Genomic DNA, 19,395 nt, shown 5'->3' with positions numbered 1-19,395 from the left:
GAGGAAGGAAGTATCCCGATACCGCGAGAATCGGGACAGAAACCGGTACAGAAAGAAAGGATGTGTCCCGATACCCTAAGAATCGGGACAAAAACCTGTAAAGAGAGGAAGGATGTGTCCCGATACCCTGAGAATCGGGACAAAAACCGGTACAGAAAGAAAGGATGTGTCCCGATACCCTGAGAATCGGGACAAATACCGGAAAAGAGAGGAAGGATGTGTCCCGATACTGCAAGAATCGGGACAGAAACCGGTACAGAAAGAAAGGATGTGTCCCGATACCCTGAGAATCGGGACAAAAACCGGAAAAGAGAGAAAGGATGTGTCCCGATACCCTAAGAATCGGGACAAAAACCTGTAAAGAGAGGAAGGGTGTGTCCCGATACCCTAAGAATCGGGACAAAAACCAGCATAGAAAGAAAGGATGTGTCCCGATACCGCGAGAATCGGGACAAAAACCGGTAAAGAGAGAAAGGATGTGTCCCGATACCGCGAGAATCGGGACAGAAACCGGTAAAGAAAGGAAGGATGTGTCCCGATACCGCGAGAATCGGGACAAAAGCCAGCATTGAAGAAAAGATTCTGTCCCAATACCCCGAGAATCGAGACAAAAACCAGCATTGAAAGAAAACTCCGCCCTCCTAATACTAATACCCCAACCACCGCCACACACCAATCTGCAAACACATCTAACTAACCACCCAAAACTCGAATCCCCTGCACGCCTTGTCCACCCCTACAAAATATTAAGTTGTCCTCACTTTTTCCAGTCATAATTGCTTGTCCACGACCATAAGATGAACTATAGACATTCTACTCAACCTAATCATTGGAGGTAAACATGAAACCAGTTAAACCAGTTCTCTTTGCACTTGGAGGGTTATTTTTTATTATTCTTCTGATTCCAACTCTTCTCGTTACACCGTTTATGGAGCAGTCAAAAGGCAAGTTAGGTGAGGAAATAACGGTCGGCAAAAGTGAAGTTCCCGTTTTAGGTGAATCACCGTTGGATGTGCCTGTTTATAGAAGTCAAGCGAAGGTCGTGGAAAACATTCCGTTAGAGGAGTATGTGATAGGTGTTGTGGCTTCTGAGATGCCAGCAGAATTTGAAACAGAGGCATTAAAGGCACAAGCACTTGCCGCAAGAACATATATTACAAAGCAATTGATGAGTGGCAAAAAATTAGGTGTTCCAGAAGGGAATGCTGTTGTAACAGATACGATCATGCACCAGGTATATAAGACTCCTGAAGAGCTAAAAGCGGCTTGGGGAGATGATTACACACGAAAAATGAAAAAAATAACAGAGGCTGTAGCAGCAACTCAAGGCCAAATTCTTACATATGATAATCAGCCGATTGATGCAAGCTTTTTCTCTACTAGTAATGGATACACGGAAAACTCTGAAGCGGTATGGCAGGAGCCGATTCCTTATTTAAAAAGTGTTGAAAGCACATGGGATGAAAAATCACCGAAGTTTTATGAGAAAAAAATCATTGCGATATCGCAATTTGAAAAATTATTAGGGGTAAATCTTGATACATCAAGCGGAACAATTGGGAAAGTAACCGAGCTAACACCTGGAAAACGTGTAGCTAAAGTTGAAATAGATGGGAAAGAGTTTACAGGTACAGATGTGAGAGATAAGCTAGAATTAAAATCAGCAGACTTTACATGGGAAATTAAAGGTGACTCCGTTGTAATCGAAACGAAAGGCTATGGTCATGGTGTTGGCATGAGTCAATACGGGGCAAACTTCATGGCAGAATCAGGTAAAACATATCAAGATATTGTTGCTTATTATTATAATGGAACAAAGGTATCGGAAGCCGAGCCTTTCTTAAATAAATATACAGCAAAACAGTAAAGGAGCAGATTCTGCTCCTTTTTACTTTTTAAAAAACTTTTTCTTCGCAATATAATAGGAAACTAGCACTCCAATTGTATCCTTCACAAAATCAATCACCGTAGCTGACCTCGCTGGAACAAACGACTGATGAATCTCATCTGTTAGCCCATATAAAATAGCGATAGCGGCTGCAATCAAGCTCGTACGCTCTGTCCAGCGGCCATGAGCCATGAATGCAAAGGCAATTAACCAATAGAGAATGGCAAATTCAATAAGATGCAACGATTCTTTTAAAAGGGTATCAAACGAAAACGGTGTGTTCACAATGGCGTCCGCTGGGAAGCTGGACAGTGTCCAGATCAGTGCCATATATAGTAGAGGCAACAGGGTGAAGATGGCTTTCTTCATATACATAAACTCCTTTAGTTTAAAAACTTTCAAATTCCATACATATAATTATAAACAAGACACATACTAAAGTTTAAAAAAATTTTTTTGAAGATGTGTATATAATTCAGATAATCTGTTCAAACTGATTTCTGAGGTGATGATAGAATGAGAGAGGAAGAAAAGAAACGTACTTCTCAAAACAAAGTTCAACAATTTTTCAGAAAACGTTGGGTATTTCCGGCAATTTACCTAATGAGTGCAGCAGTTATCCTTACGGCAGTATTATGGTATCAAAGCATCAGCAATGATGTAGCAGAAGATTTAAATGGAAACAATACAGAAGACCTTGCATTAACAGACAATCAGCCTGAGGCAGTTGAAGTTAACGCAACGAAAGAAAACTTTGCAATGCCAGCAATTGATCCAGATGCTGTAACAGTTGTGAAAAAGTTTTATGATGAAAATGCTTCAACAGAAGATCAAGAAGCAGCACTTGTATTCTATAACAATACGTATAGAATGAACAAAGGAATTGACCTAGCAAGAGAAGATCAAAAGCAATTTGATGTTGTTGCATCACTAAGTGGTACAGTAACAAAAGCTGAAAAAGATCCAATTCTAGGTTATGTAGTAGAAATTGAGCATGAAAACGATGTGGTAACAGTTTATCAATCATTAGCAGAAGTAAGTGTTCAAGCTGGTGATAAAGTTGAGCAAAACGAACTACTTGGTAAGTCTGGTACAAATCTTTACAATGAAGAAGATGGCAACCACGTACACTTCGAGGTTCGTAAAGCTGGAAAAGCTGTTAACCCTCTAACTTATATGGACAAGCCGGTAACGTCTGTAGAAGCTGTTGAAGAAGAAACAACTGAAGAACCTGCAAAAGAAGAAGAAGTGAGTGAAGAAGCTCCAGCAACTGAAGAAGAAGTAAGCGAGGAAGCTCCAGCAGGTGAAGGTGAAGAAGCACCAGCAAAAGACGATGAAAAGTCTGCAGAAGAAAAAGCTCCAGAATCAGATAAAAAAGACGCTGAAAAAGGAGAAACTGAAGGTAGCGAGGAATCAACTCAACCTGAAGCTTCAAATAGCACACTAAATTCATAAGGATAGCCGTTTATACGGGGTTGAACTCAAATTAATTAGAGATCAACCTCGATTTTTTTATGACTATATATCCTAAAAAACCAATACCTCCACCTGCAACATTTAAAATCAGATCATCCACATCAAACGCTCCAACCCGAAAGAGGAACTGAGCAACCTCCACAGACAAGGAAAGTAAGAAAGAATACCCCAATACTCTTGTAAAAGTCGTGACGAAAATGATTGGCAACAAAAAGCCAAACGGAGCAAAAGCTAGCATGTTTCCTATAAACTGATCTGTCAAAGCTAGTCCGTCAAAAGAATAAAAATACTGCCCAATTGTTTGAAAAGGAATGAAGTTATAAGATACGACCCCTTCAACAGATTTTCGATAAGCGGAAAAAAACAGAAGATAAAACAGAATTCCTATATATACGGCAAAACAAATAGTAATCAAGATTTTTTTCATATTTTAAAGGTAACAAATTTTATAGGGAATTTGAAACCATTATTTCACGGCGTCAATTTAAAAATTCTAAAAATTACGAAAAATGTCGAGAGAAAGATATCTCAAATTCCTTATTTTGTATTGACCGGTTAGTATGAAAACATTCATAATAATAACTGTTGAATGATAACGCTTACAAATAAAGGAGGGTTGCTTATAGTGTTCACTTTATTATTTATTCTCGCTTTAACAGGATTCAGCTTGGTCTTATGTTTACGTAAACGAAAACCTCAGTTTCTACTCATCCCGGTCTTAACACTACTACTCTACTTCATTGTTCAAATTGCATTGGTACCTGCACCGTTTTTAGACACAATTAAATTTATTTTTAGCTTATCTTAATGGAGGTGGCTGCATGAAAAAGATTGATAAAAAAGTAGCTGATGCTTATTTCAAGGAGCGCACAAGAAATATTTTGATTTATTTACTCATCGGGGCACTTTCATCGTTTGGTGTTGTGTTATTTGCTGAGTTCTTTAGCGGGTTTACCATTAACGGCTTCCCGTTTCACTATTTTATGGGTGCTCAAGGGGCAGTTGTCGTCTTTATTCTTTTATTGTTTATTAACGCAAAAGTTAGTGACTCAATCGATCGGAAATATGGAATCGATGAAAGTAAAAATGAACAGCTTAGTGCTGGTAAAACGTTAGATCATTAAACACAAACATTTATTAAAGGGGATCATATAAATTATGCACTGGGAAATGAGCAGCAAGGGGAATGCTCATTCGCAAAGGGGGAAATAGGTTGGACGCTCAATTTTTAGTATCTCTCACAATCATTCTATTAACATTTGCTTTATATATCGGAATTGCTGTTTACAACACAGCCAAGGAAACATCTGATTTCTATGTAGCGGGCCGCGGAGTCCCACCGATTTTTAACGGAATGGCCATCGGTGCCGACTGGATGAGTGCTGCATCCTTTATCGGGCTAGCCGGTACAATTATGTTACTTGGTTATGACGGATTGGCATATATTATGGGGTGGACAGGAGGATATTTACTTCTAACATTCTTACTAGCACCACAGCTAAGAAAATACGGTCGATACACGGTACCAGAGTTCATTGGTGACCGATACAATTCCCACACCGCACGTGTTATTGCGGCCATTTGTACGATCATCATCAGCTTCACGTACTCAATCGGTCAGCTTTCCGGTTCAGGGGTCGTGATCGGGCGACTTTTTGAAATCGATGCAAAAATAGGAACGATGATTGGAGTTGTTCTTATTGCTTTTTATGCTGCCTTTGGGGGGATGAAAGGAATCACTTGGACTCAGGTTGCGCAATATATTATCTTAATTATTGCTTACTTGATCCCGGTTATTTTCATGTCTTTACAAATCACAGGCAACCCAGCACCATGGTTATCCTACGGGAAAATTGTAGAGGAAATGGGTGAGCTGGATCGTCAGCTAGGAATCTCAGAATATTTTGCTCCATTTACAAACGGGACGAAGTGGCAGTTCTTAGCCCTTATGTTCACCTTAATGGCAGGAACAGCTGGTCTTCCACACGTTATTGTTCGTTTCTATACCGTTTCAACAATGAAAGCGGCAAGATGGTCAGGAGCATGGGCAATATTGTTTATCGGACTTTTATATTTATCTGCTCCGGCATATGCAGCATTTTCTCGCTTTATTTTAATGACACAAGTTGCAGGACAAAAGCTATCTGAATTACCGGCATGGACAACATCATGGGTCAACACAGGAAAGCTCCAGCTTGCAGATGGCAATGGAGATGGCGTTCTTCAATGGAACGAACTGATCATTTCCAATGATATCGTCGTTATGGCAACACCTGAAATTGCCAACCTAGGTATGTTCGTTATCGGCTTAGTTGCAGCCGGTGCCATGGCAGCTGCCCTTTCAACAGCTGGTGGACTAATGATTGCGATCTCATCTTCATTTGCACACGACATTTACTATCGAGTTATGAAACCAAACGCATCAGAAAAGAATCGTCTAGCAGTAGCACGTTGGTCCATTGTTATTGCAACATTATTCGCTGGTCTTATTGCGCTAAACCCACCGGGAGCAATCACACAAATCGTTGCTTGGGCCTTCGCTCTCGCATCAGGAACCTTCTTCCCAGCTCTCTTAATTGGAGTATGGTGGAAACGCTCTAACACACCAGGTGTCATCTCTGGAATGGTCGTCGGTCTTGCCGTCACACTCATCTACATCTTTGCCAGCAAATACGGCGGCTTCACCATCGCAGGCATCATCGACACCGGTGCAGGAATCTTCGGCGCCACAGCAGCCATCTTAACAAACATAATCGTCTCACTCTCAACAAAAGCACCATCCATCAAAACACAAGAAGAAGTACTCAACCTGCGCTACCCTGAACAGATGACGTATAAAGATGGGGAGGTCTGGATGGACTAGGTTTTAGGTGCCTGTCACTTCCCGAGTTTTCTTGTTTCACATTTTGTTTCACACGCCCGAATCAGGAGTTGGTTCGGGTTTTTTTGGTGCCTGTCACTCCCCGAAATTTCTTGTTTCACACTGTGTGTGTTCCACAGGTAGGTGAAGGACTCCCTAGCTGGCAATTGCTCTGCTAAGCACCACAAGAGCTGTAGAGCGGTTGTACATTAAAATAAGATATATAGTATATTCACAAAGAGAAAGGGTACCAGCACCTCTAGAAGATTTCAAAATCACACCGCACCTCACTACCAATCTAACAATCATAAATCAAAAAAATCTCCCATATATAGAAATAATCTCCCGACTTCCCTAATACATTATTAGAGTGTGTTTTCTTAAACCTCACTAGTACTCTCAAACATCGACAAATTTCTCGGGAAATAATCCACCCAGCTACTATTTCCTTTCGCCCCGGAAAAAAAATCAGCACAAAAAAACAATCCCCAAACCCTCAGATTTCCTGTCCTAAACGGGTGTTTTTGAAAAAAATTCAAAGAATCCCTTGTCCCACTTGAGTTTTCTTGCATATATCTTAATCCAAGCTAATAAAATGTTTACAAACCTATTCAAAGAGAGTGTTTGAGGTGAGGGATCGTGAGTGTAATTTATAATCGCTGTAATAGAGGCATCATACGATCATCTAAGAAGAAATTCAGCCAAAGTGACTTTTGTATGCGAGTCTCATTTCACACTTCTCACATCCATATTAGGGAGGTAGAGTGGTGTGCACGATTACATCAAAGAACGCACAATCAAGATTGGGAAGTATATCGTGGAGACAAAGAAAACAGTTCGCGTCATCGCGAAGGAGTTTGGAGTTTCCAAAAGTACCGTCCATAAGGATTTAACGGAAAGGTTACCTGAAATTAATCCTGATCTTGCGAATGAGGTAAAGGAGATACTTGATTACCATAAATCAATTAGACATTTGCGTGGTGGAGAAGCAACAAAGCTTAAGTACAAGAAGGACGAGATTTTAGAAGAAGAACCAGTGAAATAAGCACATTCTATCTACATCTTTCAAAATCGACATATTCCTACATAAATACTTGAAATTATTTTACAAAATCATACTATTTTTGCGATTTTATGATACAATATTTAATTAGGTTAAACTAATTACGGGAATGAGATTTGCAAGGAGGATATAGATAGAATGTTCGCGAGGGATATTGGTATAGATCTTGGTACGGCAAATGTACTGATTCATGTTAAGGGTAAAGGAATTGTTCTGAATGAACCTTCCGTTGTTGCGTTAGACAAGAATTCCGGAAAGGTTCTTGCCGTTGGTGAAGAAGCAAGACGTATGGTAGGACGTACTCCTGGGAATATTGTTGCCATTCGCCCATTAAAAGATGGCGTCATCGCAGATTTTGAAGTAACAGAAGCAATGTTAAAGCATTTTATTAATAAGTTAAATGTAAAAGGATTATTTTCAAAACCACGCATGTTAATTTGCTGCCCAACGAATATAACATCTGTTGAGCAGAAAGCCATTAAAGAAGCTGCTGAAAAAAGCGGTGGAAAAAATGTATTCCTAGAGGAAGAACCAAAAGTAGCGGCAATTGGCGCCGGTATGGACATCTTCCAACCTTATGGAAACATGGTTGTAGATATTGGCGGTGGTACTACTGATGTCGCTGTGTTATCAATGGGCGATATTGTCACCGCCTCTTCTATTAAAATGGCAGGGGACAAGTTTGATAATGAAATCCTGCAATATATTAAAAGAGAGTACAAGCTTCTAATCGGTGAACGTACAGCTGAAGAAATTAAAATCAATGTTGCAACGGTATTCCCAGGCGCACGTTATGAAGAAATTAACATTCGTGGACGTGATATGGTGACAGGTTTACCTCGCACAATTACAGTAAATTCAACCGAAGTAGAATCAGCACTTCGTGAACCAGTTGCTGCGATTGTACAAGCTGCTAAGAGTGTCTTAGAACGCACTCCTCCAGAACTATCAGCCGACATTATCGACCGCGGCGTGATCTTAACAGGTGGCGGAGCCCTTCTAAACGGCCTTGATCAGCTACTAGCAGAAGAATTAAAAGTCCCAGTATTAGTAGCAGAATCACCAATGGATTGTGTTGCAATCGGAACAGGAATTATGCTTGACAACATGGACAAACTTCCACGCAAAAAATTTGGATAAGTAAACTTTTGAGCCTGTGTGTACAGGCTCTTTTTTTGTCTTGTTTATATTGTTAGTTCTATGAGACTTTTTTGCTGGGGTAGGTTAGGTGGAAATATTTATATTGGGATGAACGACAAAACAGGAGCGGTGGAAGATGGTAGTGTCGTTCATCGTGGGTATGAACGACAAAACAGGAGCGGTGGAAGAGAGTAGTGTCGTTCATCGGGGTTATGAACGACAAAACAGGAGCGGTGGAGAGAGTAGTGTCGTTCATTGGGGTTATGAACGACAAAACAGGAGCGGTGGAAGATGGTAGTGTCGTTCATCGTGGGTATGAACGACAAAACAGGAGCGGTGGAAGAGAGTAGTGTCGTTCATTGGGGTGATGAACGACAAAACAGGAGCGGTGGAAGAGAGTAGTGTCGTTCATCGGGGTTATGAACGACAAAACAGGAGCGGTGGAAGAGAGTAGTGTCGTTCATTAAGGTATGAGGACCAATCCAAGAGCGAAAGAAGAGAAAGATGGTCATCATCCGGTAATGAAGACCATCCCAAGAGTAAAAGAAGAGGAAGATGGTTATCATCCCGGCAATGAAGACCATCCCAAGAGCAAAAGAAGAGAAAGATGGTGATCATGCAGAAATGAAGACCATCCCAAGAGCAAAAGAAGAGGAAGATGGTGATCATGCAGAAATGAAGACCATCCCAAGACCAAAACAAGAGGAAAATAGTCATCATGTAGCTAATGAAGACAATCCCAAGAGCAAAAGAAGAGAAAGATGGTTATCATCCCGTTAATGAAGACCAATCCAAGAGTAAAAGAAGAGGAAGATGTTCTTCATCCTGATAATGAAGACCACCCCAGAGTAAAACAAGAGAAGAAATGGTCTTCATTCACGCCATGAAGACCCACTCACAGATCCAAATTAAGCAAACTGGTCTTCATCGCCACATGATTCCTACACCCCCATCCCATAAAACCCCACAAAAAAAGCATGAACCCACCTAAGTGAATCCACGCCCAAATCCCAATCCCTACTCCAACTCCATCCAACTACCAACATGATGCACAGCAAACCCACCAAAACTTGAATAATCCTGATATTGATCTAAAACAAGTCCTAGCTGATTATTCATTTCGGCCTGACCTTCTTCAAAAAACGTTAAAAATCCGTCACTGCTACCAAGATTCATCGTTTCAACTGCGATCGTTACATCTTTATTAAGCAACACAGCCAGATCCATCTCATATTTCACTAATTCAATAATGCCATTCGGACCAACGGCTTTGTCGCGGTAGGCCATAATGGTCACTTCATCTGTATTTTTCAACGCCCATTCGGCTAGGTTTCCTTTTCCGTGCTTGTTACGGAAGTTCATTTCATCAAACCAAAACGGAATGTCAACAGCGAGGCTGATATCTAATGTTGATGCGGTATTAGCTGCAGCTAAAATGGCTCCTTGGTATTTCAGAACAGCAGCACTATAGTTTGTTGTCCATTGCTCTGTTAAGTATGGCTCAATATCAAGGTGAATTCCGGCGAACTTCTCACCAGCAGCTGCCCCGTTCTGGTAATTACCAACCCAATTTAAAAAGTTCAAAAAGGCTTTATTGTTAGCACCCCAATTTGGTGCTCCATCTAACGCGTAAACATCCATACCTAGCTTTGCAGCTTCACTAATAAAAGTGTGATAGTAGGCAACATCAATACTACGGTCAATCTGCAAAAACACATGTGATACTTGCTTTGCTTCTAAAAACTGCAATGTAGCTTCACGGTCATACACAATTTTACTCGTATCCCAGAGCCATGTTGAATAATCTGGAGCACCCTCAGCTTGTGCTTTATGATTCAAAGCTAGACCTCCTAGTTGAGATCCTAATAAAAATAGTAATGTCAGAAGTACAACCTTCATTTTCATCATTTGCCTCTCCTTTTCATAAGCCCCATGGCCCAAAAAAGGAGCCTGGCAGCTTGGCAGCCGTGCAATGTTATACATTGGGTAGGCCCATAGCTTTGCGTCCTTGCTTTTCAACAAGTTTGCCTTTTTCAGATTTTTCTTCAGTATAAGGGCTTGTCCGGTAAAAAGATATAGGAGTGGTTTCCTATCATTATTATTTCCCTAAAATATAACAGGTAATTTCTGAAAAAATGTAATGAGAAAACAGCCAATGTCCTTTATAATAAATGATAGGGAATTCTGTCGAAAAGAATTCATTTGTACGGTAACAACTATGTGACTAAGGTGGGTGTACAGATGTTAAGAGGTTTATATACAGCAACAGCAGGAATGCTTGCACAGCAAAGACGTACTGAAATGCTTTCAAATAATATGGCTAATGCCAATACAGCGGGTTATAAAGCGGATCAAGCAAGTGTCCGCGCATTTCCCGAAATGCTTTTAAATAGATTGGAAAATAAATCAGTACCAACAACAAATGGTTCAAGATTTGGTCAAGTCACACCAATTGGTTCGATTAACACAGGTGCTTATGTCCAAGAACTACAAAGTACTTTTTCACAAGGTGGTCTTAAAGAGACTGGCTTGTACTCGGATGTAGCTCTTTTAGAAGAGATTATTCCCTTAAATGCAGAAACAAATGTAAAAGGTGCTTTGTTTTTTGCGGTTCAAAATCAAGCAGGAGAAGAGCGCTATACTCGTAATGGACATTTCACACGGGATAATAACGGGATCCTTCTTTCTGGTGGGAATCCGGTTTTATCTACAACTGGGCAGCCAATCTCCATTCAGTCTAGTGAATTCCAGGTAACGCCTGATGGAGAAGTGATTGCGGATGGAGAGTTCGTAGCGCAAATTGATGTTCGTTTTGAAGCGGATGTTCGTAACCTTGTAAAAGAAGGTAATGGTTTATATCGCACATTTAATAATGAAGAACTGCCAACAGCCGTAAACAACGAAAACATTCAATATAATCTAAGACAAAATTACTTAGAAACTTCAACAGTAGATGTTGGACGTACGTACACAGATATGATGACAGCTTACCGTTCGTTTGAAGCGAATCAAAAGGTATTGCAAGCTTATGATAAGAGTATGGACAAGGCCGCGAACGAAATCGGCCGCATATAATAGGGGGTACTAGTAAATGCTACGCTCAATGATAACAGCGACGAATACGATGAGTCAGCTTCAAAAGCAGCTTGATCAAATCGGCCACAATATGGCGAATATTGATACACAAAGCTATAAAAGAACAGAAACTTCTTTCTCTGAGCTTGTACGTCAACAATTTAATAACCAGCCAAACGGAGCGGAGGAAATTGCAGAGCAACGTTTCGGCAGGGAATTAGGAATCAGACAGGGAACGGGAGCTATGCTTAACAGCAGCCTTGTTTTTACACAAGGAAACATGAAGCAAACAAGCAGAGAGCTTGATATTGCCTTTACTCTTCCTAATCAATTTTTACAAATTGACGTTAACGGGGAGATTAATTATACAAGAGATGGTGCATTATACTTATCACCAACAAATGATGGAACAAATCAATTATTGCTAACAACTTCTGATGGGAGTCCGGTTCTTGATGAAAATCAAAATCCAATTCGTTTTAATGATGATTTTCAAAAAATCGTTATTTCTAATGATGGAACGATTTCTACCGTTCAAAATGACCAAACAGAAGCACCACAAGAATTTCAACTCGGTGTTGTCCAAGTGGATCGCCCGCAAATGTTAATCCAAAACGGAAACAATCGTTATGGATTAAAAGATTTAGGCGGCATTCCGTTAAATGAAGTGTTAACGTTTCTAGAAGGTGAGCTGCGCGGCGATGTAGCGATGGAGCAAGGGGCACTTGAAATGTCCAATGTTGACTTATCCAAGGAAATGACCGATTTATTAATCTCACAGCGTTCTTATCAGATGAATGCAAAATCGGTTACACTTGGTGACCAAATGCTGGGATTAATAAACGGCGTAAGATAGGAGTTTAGTCTATTGGTAGCTAAAGAAACGACGAAACCGATCAGTCGAGAAGAAGTGAAAAAGGCCAAAAAGTCTAAAAAAGAACAAGAGAATCATGAGGAAAGCCGCCAAAAGGTGAGTGTTCGAGTGCGTTTGCTCCCTATTTGGGCAAGGGTCCTGCTTGTTTTAATTCTTATGGTTGTAAGCACAATCGCTGGACTTATCGTCGGCTACGGAGTCATTGGTAGTGGCGAGCCAAAGGATGCCCTCGAAAAATCGACTTGGCAGCACATCATTGACTTGGTTGAAAAAGAATAAAGGTCGGGATATACTGGTTAAAAGGAAGGTGAAAGCCTTCCTTTTGTCGTACATATACATAGTGACGATTTTCATAAAAAGGAGCTTATACATATGCTAGATAGTAATGAAATCAAGAATATCATTCCACACCGTTACCCATTTTTACTTGTGGACCGCGTGCTCGAGGTTGAAGAAGGAACACGTGCAGTAGGAATCAAAAACGTATCAGCGAACGAAGAGTTTTTTAACGGCCATTTCCCAGATTACCCAGTCATGCCCGGCGTATTAATCGTAGAAGCACTTGCACAAGTTGGCGCTGTAGCTATCTTAAAAAAGGAAGAAAACCGCGGTAGACTAGCCTTTTTTGCTGGGATTGATAATTGCCGTTTTAAAAAGCAAGTTGTACCAGGTGATCAGCTCAGGCTAGAAGTGGAGATTACACGTTTACGTGGTTCACTTGGAAAAGGCAAGGCAATCGCAACAGTTGATGGCGAAGTAGCATGTGAGACAGAAATCATGTTTGCTTTAGGTGAGAAAAAATCAGAAGAGTAAGAAGTCTAAGAGTCAAATGACCAGATAGGTCGTTTGGCTCTTTTTGCATGAGAAAGGTTTTATTCGCAACAAACTTGTCTATATAAAGCATATCGGCCGATCAATTTTTATGAAAAGTCAGAATGAAAATAAACGAGATGGGAAACATAATCAAAGACCGGATTCAAAAGCTAAAAGGTCAAAATAGAAAGGAGCAATCATGATGAGAAAAAAATGGCTACTAACTTTATCAGGTTCATTATTAGCAGCAATGATCGTAACAGGTTGTACTGCAGATGACGAAGATCCAGCACCACCAGAAAATAATCCAACAGAAGAAAACGGTGAAATGGATACAGAACAACCACTTGAAGATGCAGGTGAAAACGTAGAAGAAGGCCTTGATGAGGGCGGCGACATGATGGAAGAAGGCGCTAACGAAGGCGAAAACATGTTAGAAGAAGGTACTGACGAAGCTAACGATATGATGGACGAAGGCAACAACGAAGGTACTCAAGAAGGTAACAACAAGGAAGACGAGAATAAATAAGATGTAAAAGGCTAACACAAGATGTTGGCCTTTTTTATGTTTTAAATTAGAAATATTAATCATATTTAGTATCTTCCTCCGAATAGGATGAAATGAACAGAGTTTCTTAGATTAATATGGAATGATGGTTCCATAGGAAAAAAGAGGTGTGTTAGAGATGAAAGACATGAATGCTCCATACCAACAGCATCTAACGTATATGAAAACCTATCATCCGTTCCATAGTCGATTTGATCCTTGTCGTCCGATTGGTGTGAAATATTATTCAACACCACCGCATTTATATATGGGTTTTCAACCACCAACCCTACAACAGTTTCCACCTAGAGTTGCACTGAAAAAGGGAACACTTTGGCCTGCATTATATGATGATTACGTAAATCCATATGAGGCAAAAGGAGGTCCTAAGCCATGAGTCACAAGCAATTACCAGATGAATATTACAAGCTCCTAGAAGAGCTTCAAGCTGTAGACTTTGTACTTGTTGAGCTAACACTATACTTAGATACACATCCAAATGACATGCAAGCCCTCCAACAATTTAACCAATACGCTGCCTTTTCCAAGCAATTAAGACAGACGTTTGAAGCCAAATTCGGCATGCTCACACAATACGGTGGCAGCTTTGCTGATGCAAATTGGAGTTGGGGAACTGCTCCATGGCCTTGGCAGGTGTAGTGGGGAAGGTCCTCGCTAGTTTTTTGGGAGAGTGGATTAACTGACCGGGATTTATCTAAATATAGAGGTGGCTCAACTGTAATTTAGCAGAGTTGCAGTAAATTAGGGGATATATCGGAGAGATAGCGGGTATTTGCTGTTAATTAGGGGATATATCGGAGAGATAGCGGGTATTTGCTGTTAAATTTGTGGATATATCAGCAAGATAGTAGGGATTTGCTATTAAATTGGGGGATTATCGGTAAAATAGCGGGTATTTGCTATTAAATTAGGGGTTATATCGGCAAGATAGCAGGTATTTGCTATTAAATTAGAGGATAAATCAACAATTTCGCAGCATTTTCAATTATATAAAGAGGTTTATCTTCGATTATCGGCAGTTTATCTTCGATTTTTAGAGATTTATCTACGATTACTAGCATTTTATCTTCGATTCTGAAGATTTATCTACGATTAGACAAAAATCGACATAAACAGGAGAGGAGAATCACAACATGTGGGTTTATGAAAAAAAACTTCAATACCCTGTAAAAGTAAGTACATGTAACCCGACACTTGCGAAATATCTGATTGAACAATACGGCGGGGCCGATGGGGAACTCGCGGCTGCACTTCGCTACTTAAATCAACGGTACACGATTCCTGACAAAGTTGTGGGCTTATTAAACGATATCGGCACAGAGGAATTTGCCCACCTTGAAATGATCGCAACAATGATTTACAAGCTTACAAAAGATGCCACACCTGAGCAGCTAAAAGCAGCGGGCCTTGCTCCACACTATGTGAACCATGACTCAGCGCTTTTCTATCACAATGCTGCAGGCAACCCATTCACAACTGAATACATCCAAGCAAAAGGCGATCCAATTGCTGACCTTTACGAAGACATCGCCGCAGAAGAAAAAGCACGTGCTACATATCAGTGGATCATTAATATGTCCGATGACCCTGATTTAAATGACAGTTTAGCCTTCCTACGTGAACGCGAAATTGTCCACTCGCAACGTTTTAGAGAAGCGGTTGAAATTTTAAAAGAAGAAAGAGACCGGAAGAAGATATTTTAAGAAAATTGAGCCCAGAACCAGGTGCGGTTCTGGGCTTTTTGCGATGAAGAAAGATATCATTATTTGCTGTAAAATACACTTTCAAAAAACACAAAAAGCCGCACAACCATGTGCAGCCATTCGACAAACTTCGGGAAGTGACAGGCACCATGCAACCCCGCAGGCACCAAGCACCTCGCTCCGGACCCCACCCCGACTGCCATCTCGCCCTAAACCGACCTCGCCAGCAACCGTCCATCCAACAAAACAGAAATAGATTCATCCAATTCTGTGATGTTCTTTACACTGGCAGATATTTGCGCAGGTGTATTGGTTGTTTTGGAGATTGTAACAAGCACCTTCAGTTGTGTATCTGGTTGCTCCATGTGCTCATTAAAAAGAGGTAACCATTCTTTTGAAATTAAAGCTTCAATTAACCACGAGTTTTCGCCATCTTCTTTGTTAATTACAAGACCATCTTTCAAAGGAATTACGCCGTTTTCAGTTACTGCTGTATCCTCAATCTGTAGACCGACAAGCTTGAACGTTTTCATGATATCATCCTCGCTAGCTCGTTTTCTTTTAGTATACCATAGAGATCACAAACAACAGAATGAGCCGATGGACGGTCTATTTCGATACATTTGAAACTCGTTCAATGATGGTCATAATGATGGCTTCAATTTCTTTTCGATCTTTCGTTTTCACTAATAAAAGTTCTTGCAGGCTTTGCGTGAATTTAGGATTTTTTATTAAATAATCAATCAACTGAGAAACGGAGCCTTCAGCTTGATATTTTCCATACATTTCATAAAGGTATTCATTTGTCTGCTCATCGCGTCCAAGCAGATGATCAATGCTCACTTGAAAAGCATTGCTAAGCGATATTAAATAAGATAGATCAGGGGCTTGCTCACCTGTTTCAAGGCGGGTAATAACTGGTCGGGATACGCTGATTTTTTCGGCTAATTGCTCCTGTGACCAACCATTTTGTTCACGATAAAATCTTAGATTCATTTGGAATTTCTCTAATTCTCTCATGTAACCAACATTTCCCTTCTCCAAGTTTACTGTTATCGTAAAGGAGAATAGGGACAAGATATGTTCTAATACAGAACAAATTGAGTGATGTTCTAATACTGTACAAAAATAGATAATTCGACCTAATTTAAGAGAATACGTAAAATACAACGAAAGAAAGAGAAGAATCTATCTTTTTCCCGATATTTCGTCAAATTTAGCGAAAAATGAAAAATAGTTAAATTTTGAAATGAGATAAATTGGAATATACTTACAGTGATAATAATTGAAGAGAGGTCATGAAATGGTCGAATTTAGGCTGAAATCAATTTATTTAGAAAAAGATTCACAAAGGGTTGGAGAAAGTACCGATGGAAATTTAGTTATTCTTAGAGTAGGAGATCAAGAAGTAGGTACAACGAATTATCATCATTTTCGAGTGCCTGTTCACGCTACAGTTGATATTCGTTATTTAGAGCAGAATCTGAATAGCATTCTACGCATCATTTTTCAATTAGAAAAGAGTAACTTATCCATTCAGTATTTTATCTGGAATGAGGATGAAAAACACTATATTGACGCACCTCTTCACGAAGAAATTATTCAATCTCAATCCTTTCAACACATTCTTCAAAGTGTAAGCTTCACTGGCGAAAATCATTTTTCATATGTAACGAATTCCCTACAACGATTAACAGACCAACTTTATTAAAAAAACTAGAAAATTGTTGAATTTTGTTGTATTAGGAAAAAACCTATTTAAAAAAGGTATTTCCTTATTAGAAAAAATCAGTTTCATAGCACAATACCATTTCAAAAAAACAAATTTACTCATTTTTCCAATCCTGAACAATCGAATACAATAAGCTTGTACAAAAGAGGAAAGGAGGAATGAAGTGATCAATCAAATCATTTTGGTTGGAAGATTAACAAAAGATCCCGAAATTCGGTACACAGCAGATGGAGCACCAGTTGCAAACATTACACTTGCGGTTAGCCGAAGTTTCCGAAATGCAGCTGGAGAAATTGAAACAGATTTTGTAAATTGTACGGTATGGAGACGAACTGCTGAGAATACGGCTAACTACTGCCGCAAAGGTTCAATCGTAGGAGTCACAGGTCGCCTCCAAACACGCAGCTATGAAAATGCTGAAAAAACCCGTGTGTATGTTACAGAAGTTGTTGCTGACTCTGTTCGCTTTATGAGTAGCAAGCCACGTGAACTAGTTGAGCAAGAATCTTAAATTTCCCTCGTTCTCTTCATGAGAAAGAATCAATGGTATCCCCTTAATTCCACATTTTGAAGGCTGATTGCTGTGAGGTGATCAGCCGATTTTTTACATATCGAGCTGTGAAATTTCTAGGAGTTTCTACCTTTATAGAAAACTAGTTATATTGTAGCGTGAATTCCTTTTTTATATCGAGTATCATTACACTTGATTTGGAATTTCTGGTAAAATATGAAACTTACTGGAAACTCACACGTATTACATACAAAAGGGAAGAAGGAGTGTGCCAATTGAAAAAAACGTTATCAGTACTGTTTTCAGCCATGCTAGTGTTTATACTTGCAGCATGTAATCAGACTGCTACAACAGTAAATGAAAGTTCAAAGACAGAAGAAGAAAATAAAAAAGAAAATATATCAGAGCTAACCCTCGAACAGGTTATGACAAATTCAATGGAAGCTTCGGAAGAAATGAAGAGCTTTGCTGTTCAAATGGATATGAAGCAAGAAATGACTGTCCCAGGACAAACAGAAGCCATTAATATGGAGTCGGCAATTGATATGAAGGTCGTGACAGAGCCAATGACTTTATATCAAAAGATGGATATGAAAATGAATGATGTTGGAGCAGACAATGCATTATCGACTGAAACATATTTTTCTGCCGATGGAATTTATATATTAGATCCAGCTGCAAACCAGTGGATGAAATTCCCGAAGGAAATGTCTGATCAGCTTATGCAGTTATCGAATCAACAAACAAACCCAGCAGAAGAAATCAAAAAACTTCAGCAATTTGTTGATGATTTCTCTTTTGAACAAGATGAACAAAATTATATTCTCAAATTAAATGCTTCTGGTGATAAATTTACAGAATTCATAAAAGAAACAGTTAAAGAAACATTTCCAGAAGAATTATCTGCAGGTGAAGACATGTTTAATAACATGAAAATCAATAAAGTAACGTATGAAATACTTATTGATAAAGAAACATACTACCCAACTAGCTTAAATACAATAATGGATATGGAAATTACCGCTGAAGGCGAGACACTTAAAATGAAGCAAAACATGAAAGGGAAATACAGCGATTTTAATACAATTGAAGAAGTGAAAGTACCTCAAGAGGTTATTGATAACGCGGTTGAAATGGATATGTAAAATAAAGGCTGGTTGCTCAGCAATCAGCCTTTATAAATTAGATGATATAATAAATAAGAGGAGGTGAAAATGATGGAAGAGCTATTAAGATCGTTTATGAATCATATTGATAAGAAGTTTGAAGAGATAAATCAAAGATTCGAACAAATTGATAAAAGATTTAATGAGGTTGACGGAAAGTTAAACAACCTGACAAATGAAATGAAAGATGTGAAAACTGGTTTAGTTCGATTAGAACGCAGGCAATCGGCATTAGAAGAGAACCTTAATAACCTTGCAACAGAATCAAGAAGTCACTTCGAAAAAGTCGAAGAGGAATTAGAACAGCATCGAGATGCATTTAAAATACACTCCTCAGACCTGAACCGTGTAAAAACGGACGTTGACTACTTAAGTTCAAAAACAGGCATCCACGACACAAAGCTAAACTACATTGAAAAGCAGCTCGAACTATAAAAACAAAAAAAACGACAGCTAAAAAACTGTCGCTCTACTTCGAAACCTTCTTTTCAATTAATGTTACAAGCTTTTGCCACTGTGGGGCCTT

Annotated in this window: 26 protein-coding genes and 1 riboswitch; of the genes, 21 read left to right on the top strand and 5 right to left on the bottom strand. The window is 39.5% G+C overall.

All coding sequences use genetic code 11. The features are described 5' to 3' along the window. The first annotated feature begins 841 nt into the window (after positions 1–841). Positions 842–1,867 (top strand): stage II sporulation protein D, encoded by a 1,026-nt coding sequence (gene spoIID, locus D9842_RS18895; protein ID WP_121663855.1) that lies wholly within the window; start codon positions 842–844, stop codon positions 1,865–1,867. Between the two features lie 21 nt (positions 1,868–1,888). Here spoIID and D9842_RS18890 read toward each other — a convergent pair whose 3' ends face one another. Continuing rightward, entirely contained in the window at positions 1,889–2,257 is a 369-nt protein-coding gene (locus D9842_RS18890; protein ID WP_121663854.1) for a VanZ family protein, read from the bottom strand. Between the two features lie 147 nt (positions 2,258–2,404). Here D9842_RS18890 and D9842_RS18885 point away from each other — a divergent pair, with 147 nt between their 5' ends. Beyond that, positions 2,405–3,343, top strand: a complete 939-nt coding sequence (locus D9842_RS18885) for a stage II sporulation protein SpoIIQ (protein WP_121663853.1) — start codon at positions 2,405–2,407, stop codon at positions 3,341–3,343. Positions 3,344–3,374: 31 nt separating this feature from the next. On the opposite strand, the gene D9842_RS18880 is transcribed toward D9842_RS18885, so the two are convergent. Beyond that, positions 3,375–3,779: a VanZ family protein gene (locus D9842_RS18880; protein ID WP_162987509.1), complete on the bottom strand. Its 405-nt coding sequence runs from the start codon at positions 3,777–3,779 to the stop codon at positions 3,375–3,377. 210 nt (positions 3,780–3,989) lie between these two features. Here D9842_RS18880 and D9842_RS18875 point away from each other — a divergent pair, with 210 nt between their 5' ends. From D9842_RS18875 to D9842_RS18850, 7 genes are all read left to right on the top strand, one after another. Beyond that, positions 3,990–4,172 (top strand): hypothetical protein, encoded by a 183-nt coding sequence (locus D9842_RS18875; protein ID WP_121663851.1) that lies wholly within the window; start codon positions 3,990–3,992, stop codon positions 4,170–4,172. A gap of 13 nt (positions 4,173–4,185) precedes the next feature. Further along, positions 4,186–4,488, top strand: a complete 303-nt coding sequence (locus D9842_RS18870; RefSeq protein ID WP_121663850.1) for a DUF4212 domain-containing protein — start codon at positions 4,186–4,188, stop codon at positions 4,486–4,488. A gap of 89 nt (positions 4,489–4,577) precedes the next feature. Continuing rightward, complete coding sequence (locus D9842_RS18865; protein WP_121663849.1) at positions 4,578–6,227, top strand: sodium:solute symporter family protein; 1,650 nt, start codon at positions 4,578–4,580, stop codon at positions 6,225–6,227. 766 nt (positions 6,228–6,993) lie between these two features. Beyond that, a complete protein-coding gene (gene spoIIID, locus D9842_RS18860) occupies positions 6,994–7,269 on the top strand; it encodes a sporulation transcriptional regulator SpoIIID (protein ID WP_026563140.1) in 276 nt (91 codons plus the stop codon). Positions 7,270–7,425: 156 nt separating this feature from the next. Next, positions 7,426–8,427, top strand: a complete 1,002-nt coding sequence (locus D9842_RS18855) for a rod shape-determining protein (protein WP_121663848.1) — start codon at positions 7,426–7,428, stop codon at positions 8,425–8,427. A gap of 194 nt (positions 8,428–8,621) precedes the next feature. After that, complete coding sequence (locus D9842_RS26050; protein WP_162987508.1) at positions 8,622–8,777, top strand: hypothetical protein; 156 nt, start codon at positions 8,622–8,624, stop codon at positions 8,775–8,777. Positions 8,778–8,982: 205 nt separating this feature from the next. Beyond that, positions 8,983–9,207: a hypothetical protein gene (locus D9842_RS18850; protein WP_121663847.1), complete on the top strand. Its 225-nt coding sequence runs from the start codon at positions 8,983–8,985 to the stop codon at positions 9,205–9,207. A gap of 237 nt (positions 9,208–9,444) precedes the next feature. Here D9842_RS18850 and D9842_RS18845 read toward each other — a convergent pair whose 3' ends face one another. Continuing rightward, positions 9,445–10,335 (bottom strand): amidase, encoded by an 891-nt coding sequence (locus tag D9842_RS18845; RefSeq protein WP_162987507.1) that lies wholly within the window; start codon positions 10,333–10,335, stop codon positions 9,445–9,447. A gap of 41 nt (positions 10,336–10,376) precedes the next feature. Continuing rightward, positions 10,377–10,466: riboswitch (cyclic di-GMP riboswitch) on the bottom strand. A 202-nt stretch (positions 10,467–10,668) separates the two neighbouring features. On the opposite strand from D9842_RS18845, the gene D9842_RS18840 reads away from it, so the two are divergent. From D9842_RS18840 to cotJC, 8 genes are all read left to right on the top strand, one after another. Next, positions 10,669–11,502 (top strand): flagellar hook-basal body protein, encoded by an 834-nt coding sequence (locus D9842_RS18840; protein ID WP_121663845.1) that lies wholly within the window; start codon positions 10,669–10,671, stop codon positions 11,500–11,502. Between the two features lie 16 nt (positions 11,503–11,518). After that, the gene (locus D9842_RS18835) at positions 11,519–12,358 is read left to right on the top strand and encodes a flagellar hook-basal body protein (RefSeq protein WP_121663844.1); all 840 of its coding nucleotides are present in this window, start codon (positions 11,519–11,521) and stop codon (positions 12,356–12,358) included. A gap of 12 nt (positions 12,359–12,370) precedes the next feature. Further along, positions 12,371–12,655 (top strand): DNA-directed RNA polymerase subunit beta, encoded by a 285-nt coding sequence (locus tag D9842_RS18830; protein WP_180320399.1) that lies wholly within the window; start codon positions 12,371–12,373, stop codon positions 12,653–12,655. A 93-nt stretch (positions 12,656–12,748) separates the two neighbouring features. Next, positions 12,749–13,189, top strand: a complete 441-nt coding sequence (gene fabZ, locus D9842_RS18825; RefSeq protein WP_121663843.1) for a 3-hydroxyacyl-ACP dehydratase FabZ — start codon at positions 12,749–12,751, stop codon at positions 13,187–13,189. Positions 13,190–13,391: 202 nt separating this feature from the next. Beyond that, on the top strand, positions 13,392–13,718 hold the full coding sequence (locus tag D9842_RS18820) for a hypothetical protein (RefSeq protein WP_121663842.1): 327 nt from the start codon (positions 13,392–13,394) through the stop codon (positions 13,716–13,718). A 166-nt stretch (positions 13,719–13,884) separates the two neighbouring features. Next, entirely contained in the window at positions 13,885–14,133 is a 249-nt protein-coding gene (locus tag D9842_RS18815) for a spore coat associated protein CotJA (RefSeq protein ID WP_121665131.1), read from the top strand. Then, positions 14,130–14,396: a spore coat protein CotJB gene (locus tag D9842_RS18810; RefSeq protein ID WP_121663841.1), complete on the top strand. Its 267-nt coding sequence runs from the start codon at positions 14,130–14,132 to the stop codon at positions 14,394–14,396. The genes D9842_RS18815 and D9842_RS18810 overlap by 4 nt, the downstream gene beginning before the upstream one ends. Before the next feature lie 494 nt (positions 14,397–14,890). Continuing rightward, a complete protein-coding gene (gene cotJC, locus D9842_RS18805; protein ID WP_121663840.1) occupies positions 14,891–15,460 on the top strand; it encodes a spore coat protein CotJC in 570 nt (189 codons plus the stop codon). Positions 15,461–15,669: 209 nt separating this feature from the next. On the opposite strand, the gene D9842_RS18800 is transcribed toward cotJC, so the two are convergent. Next, the gene (locus D9842_RS18800; protein WP_121663839.1) at positions 15,670–15,993 is read right to left on the bottom strand and encodes a YwpF family protein; all 324 of its coding nucleotides are present in this window, start codon (positions 15,991–15,993) and stop codon (positions 15,670–15,672) included. A gap of 76 nt (positions 15,994–16,069) precedes the next feature. After that, positions 16,070–16,456 carry a helix-turn-helix domain-containing protein gene (locus D9842_RS18795; protein ID WP_162987506.1) on the bottom strand — a complete coding sequence of 129 codons (387 nt, stop codon included), beginning with the start codon at positions 16,454–16,456 and terminating at the stop codon, positions 16,070–16,072. A gap of 307 nt (positions 16,457–16,763) precedes the next feature. On the opposite strand from D9842_RS18795, the gene D9842_RS18790 reads away from it, so the two are divergent. From D9842_RS18790 to D9842_RS18775, 4 genes are all read left to right on the top strand, one after another. Further along, on the top strand, positions 16,764–17,171 hold the full coding sequence (locus tag D9842_RS18790) for a hypothetical protein (RefSeq protein ID WP_121663837.1): 408 nt from the start codon (positions 16,764–16,766) through the stop codon (positions 17,169–17,171). 184 nt (positions 17,172–17,355) lie between these two features. Then, complete coding sequence (locus D9842_RS18785) at positions 17,356–17,703, top strand: single-stranded DNA-binding protein (protein ID WP_121663836.1); 348 nt, start codon at positions 17,356–17,358, stop codon at positions 17,701–17,703. Between the two features lie 275 nt (positions 17,704–17,978). Next, entirely contained in the window at positions 17,979–18,848 is an 870-nt protein-coding gene (locus tag D9842_RS18780) for a DUF6612 family protein (RefSeq protein WP_121663835.1), read from the top strand. A 72-nt stretch (positions 18,849–18,920) separates the two neighbouring features. After that, entirely contained in the window at positions 18,921–19,304 is a 384-nt protein-coding gene (locus D9842_RS18775; protein WP_121663834.1) for a coiled-coil domain-containing protein, read from the top strand. The last annotated feature ends 91 nt before the right edge of the window (positions 19,305–19,395 follow it).

Origin of the sequence: Metabacillus litoralis, from assembly GCF_003667825.1 — a bacterium.
GTDB lineage: Bacteria > Bacillota > Bacilli > Bacillales > Bacillaceae > Metabacillus > Metabacillus litoralis_B.
This window is presented reverse-complemented; position numbering and strand designations above follow the sequence as displayed.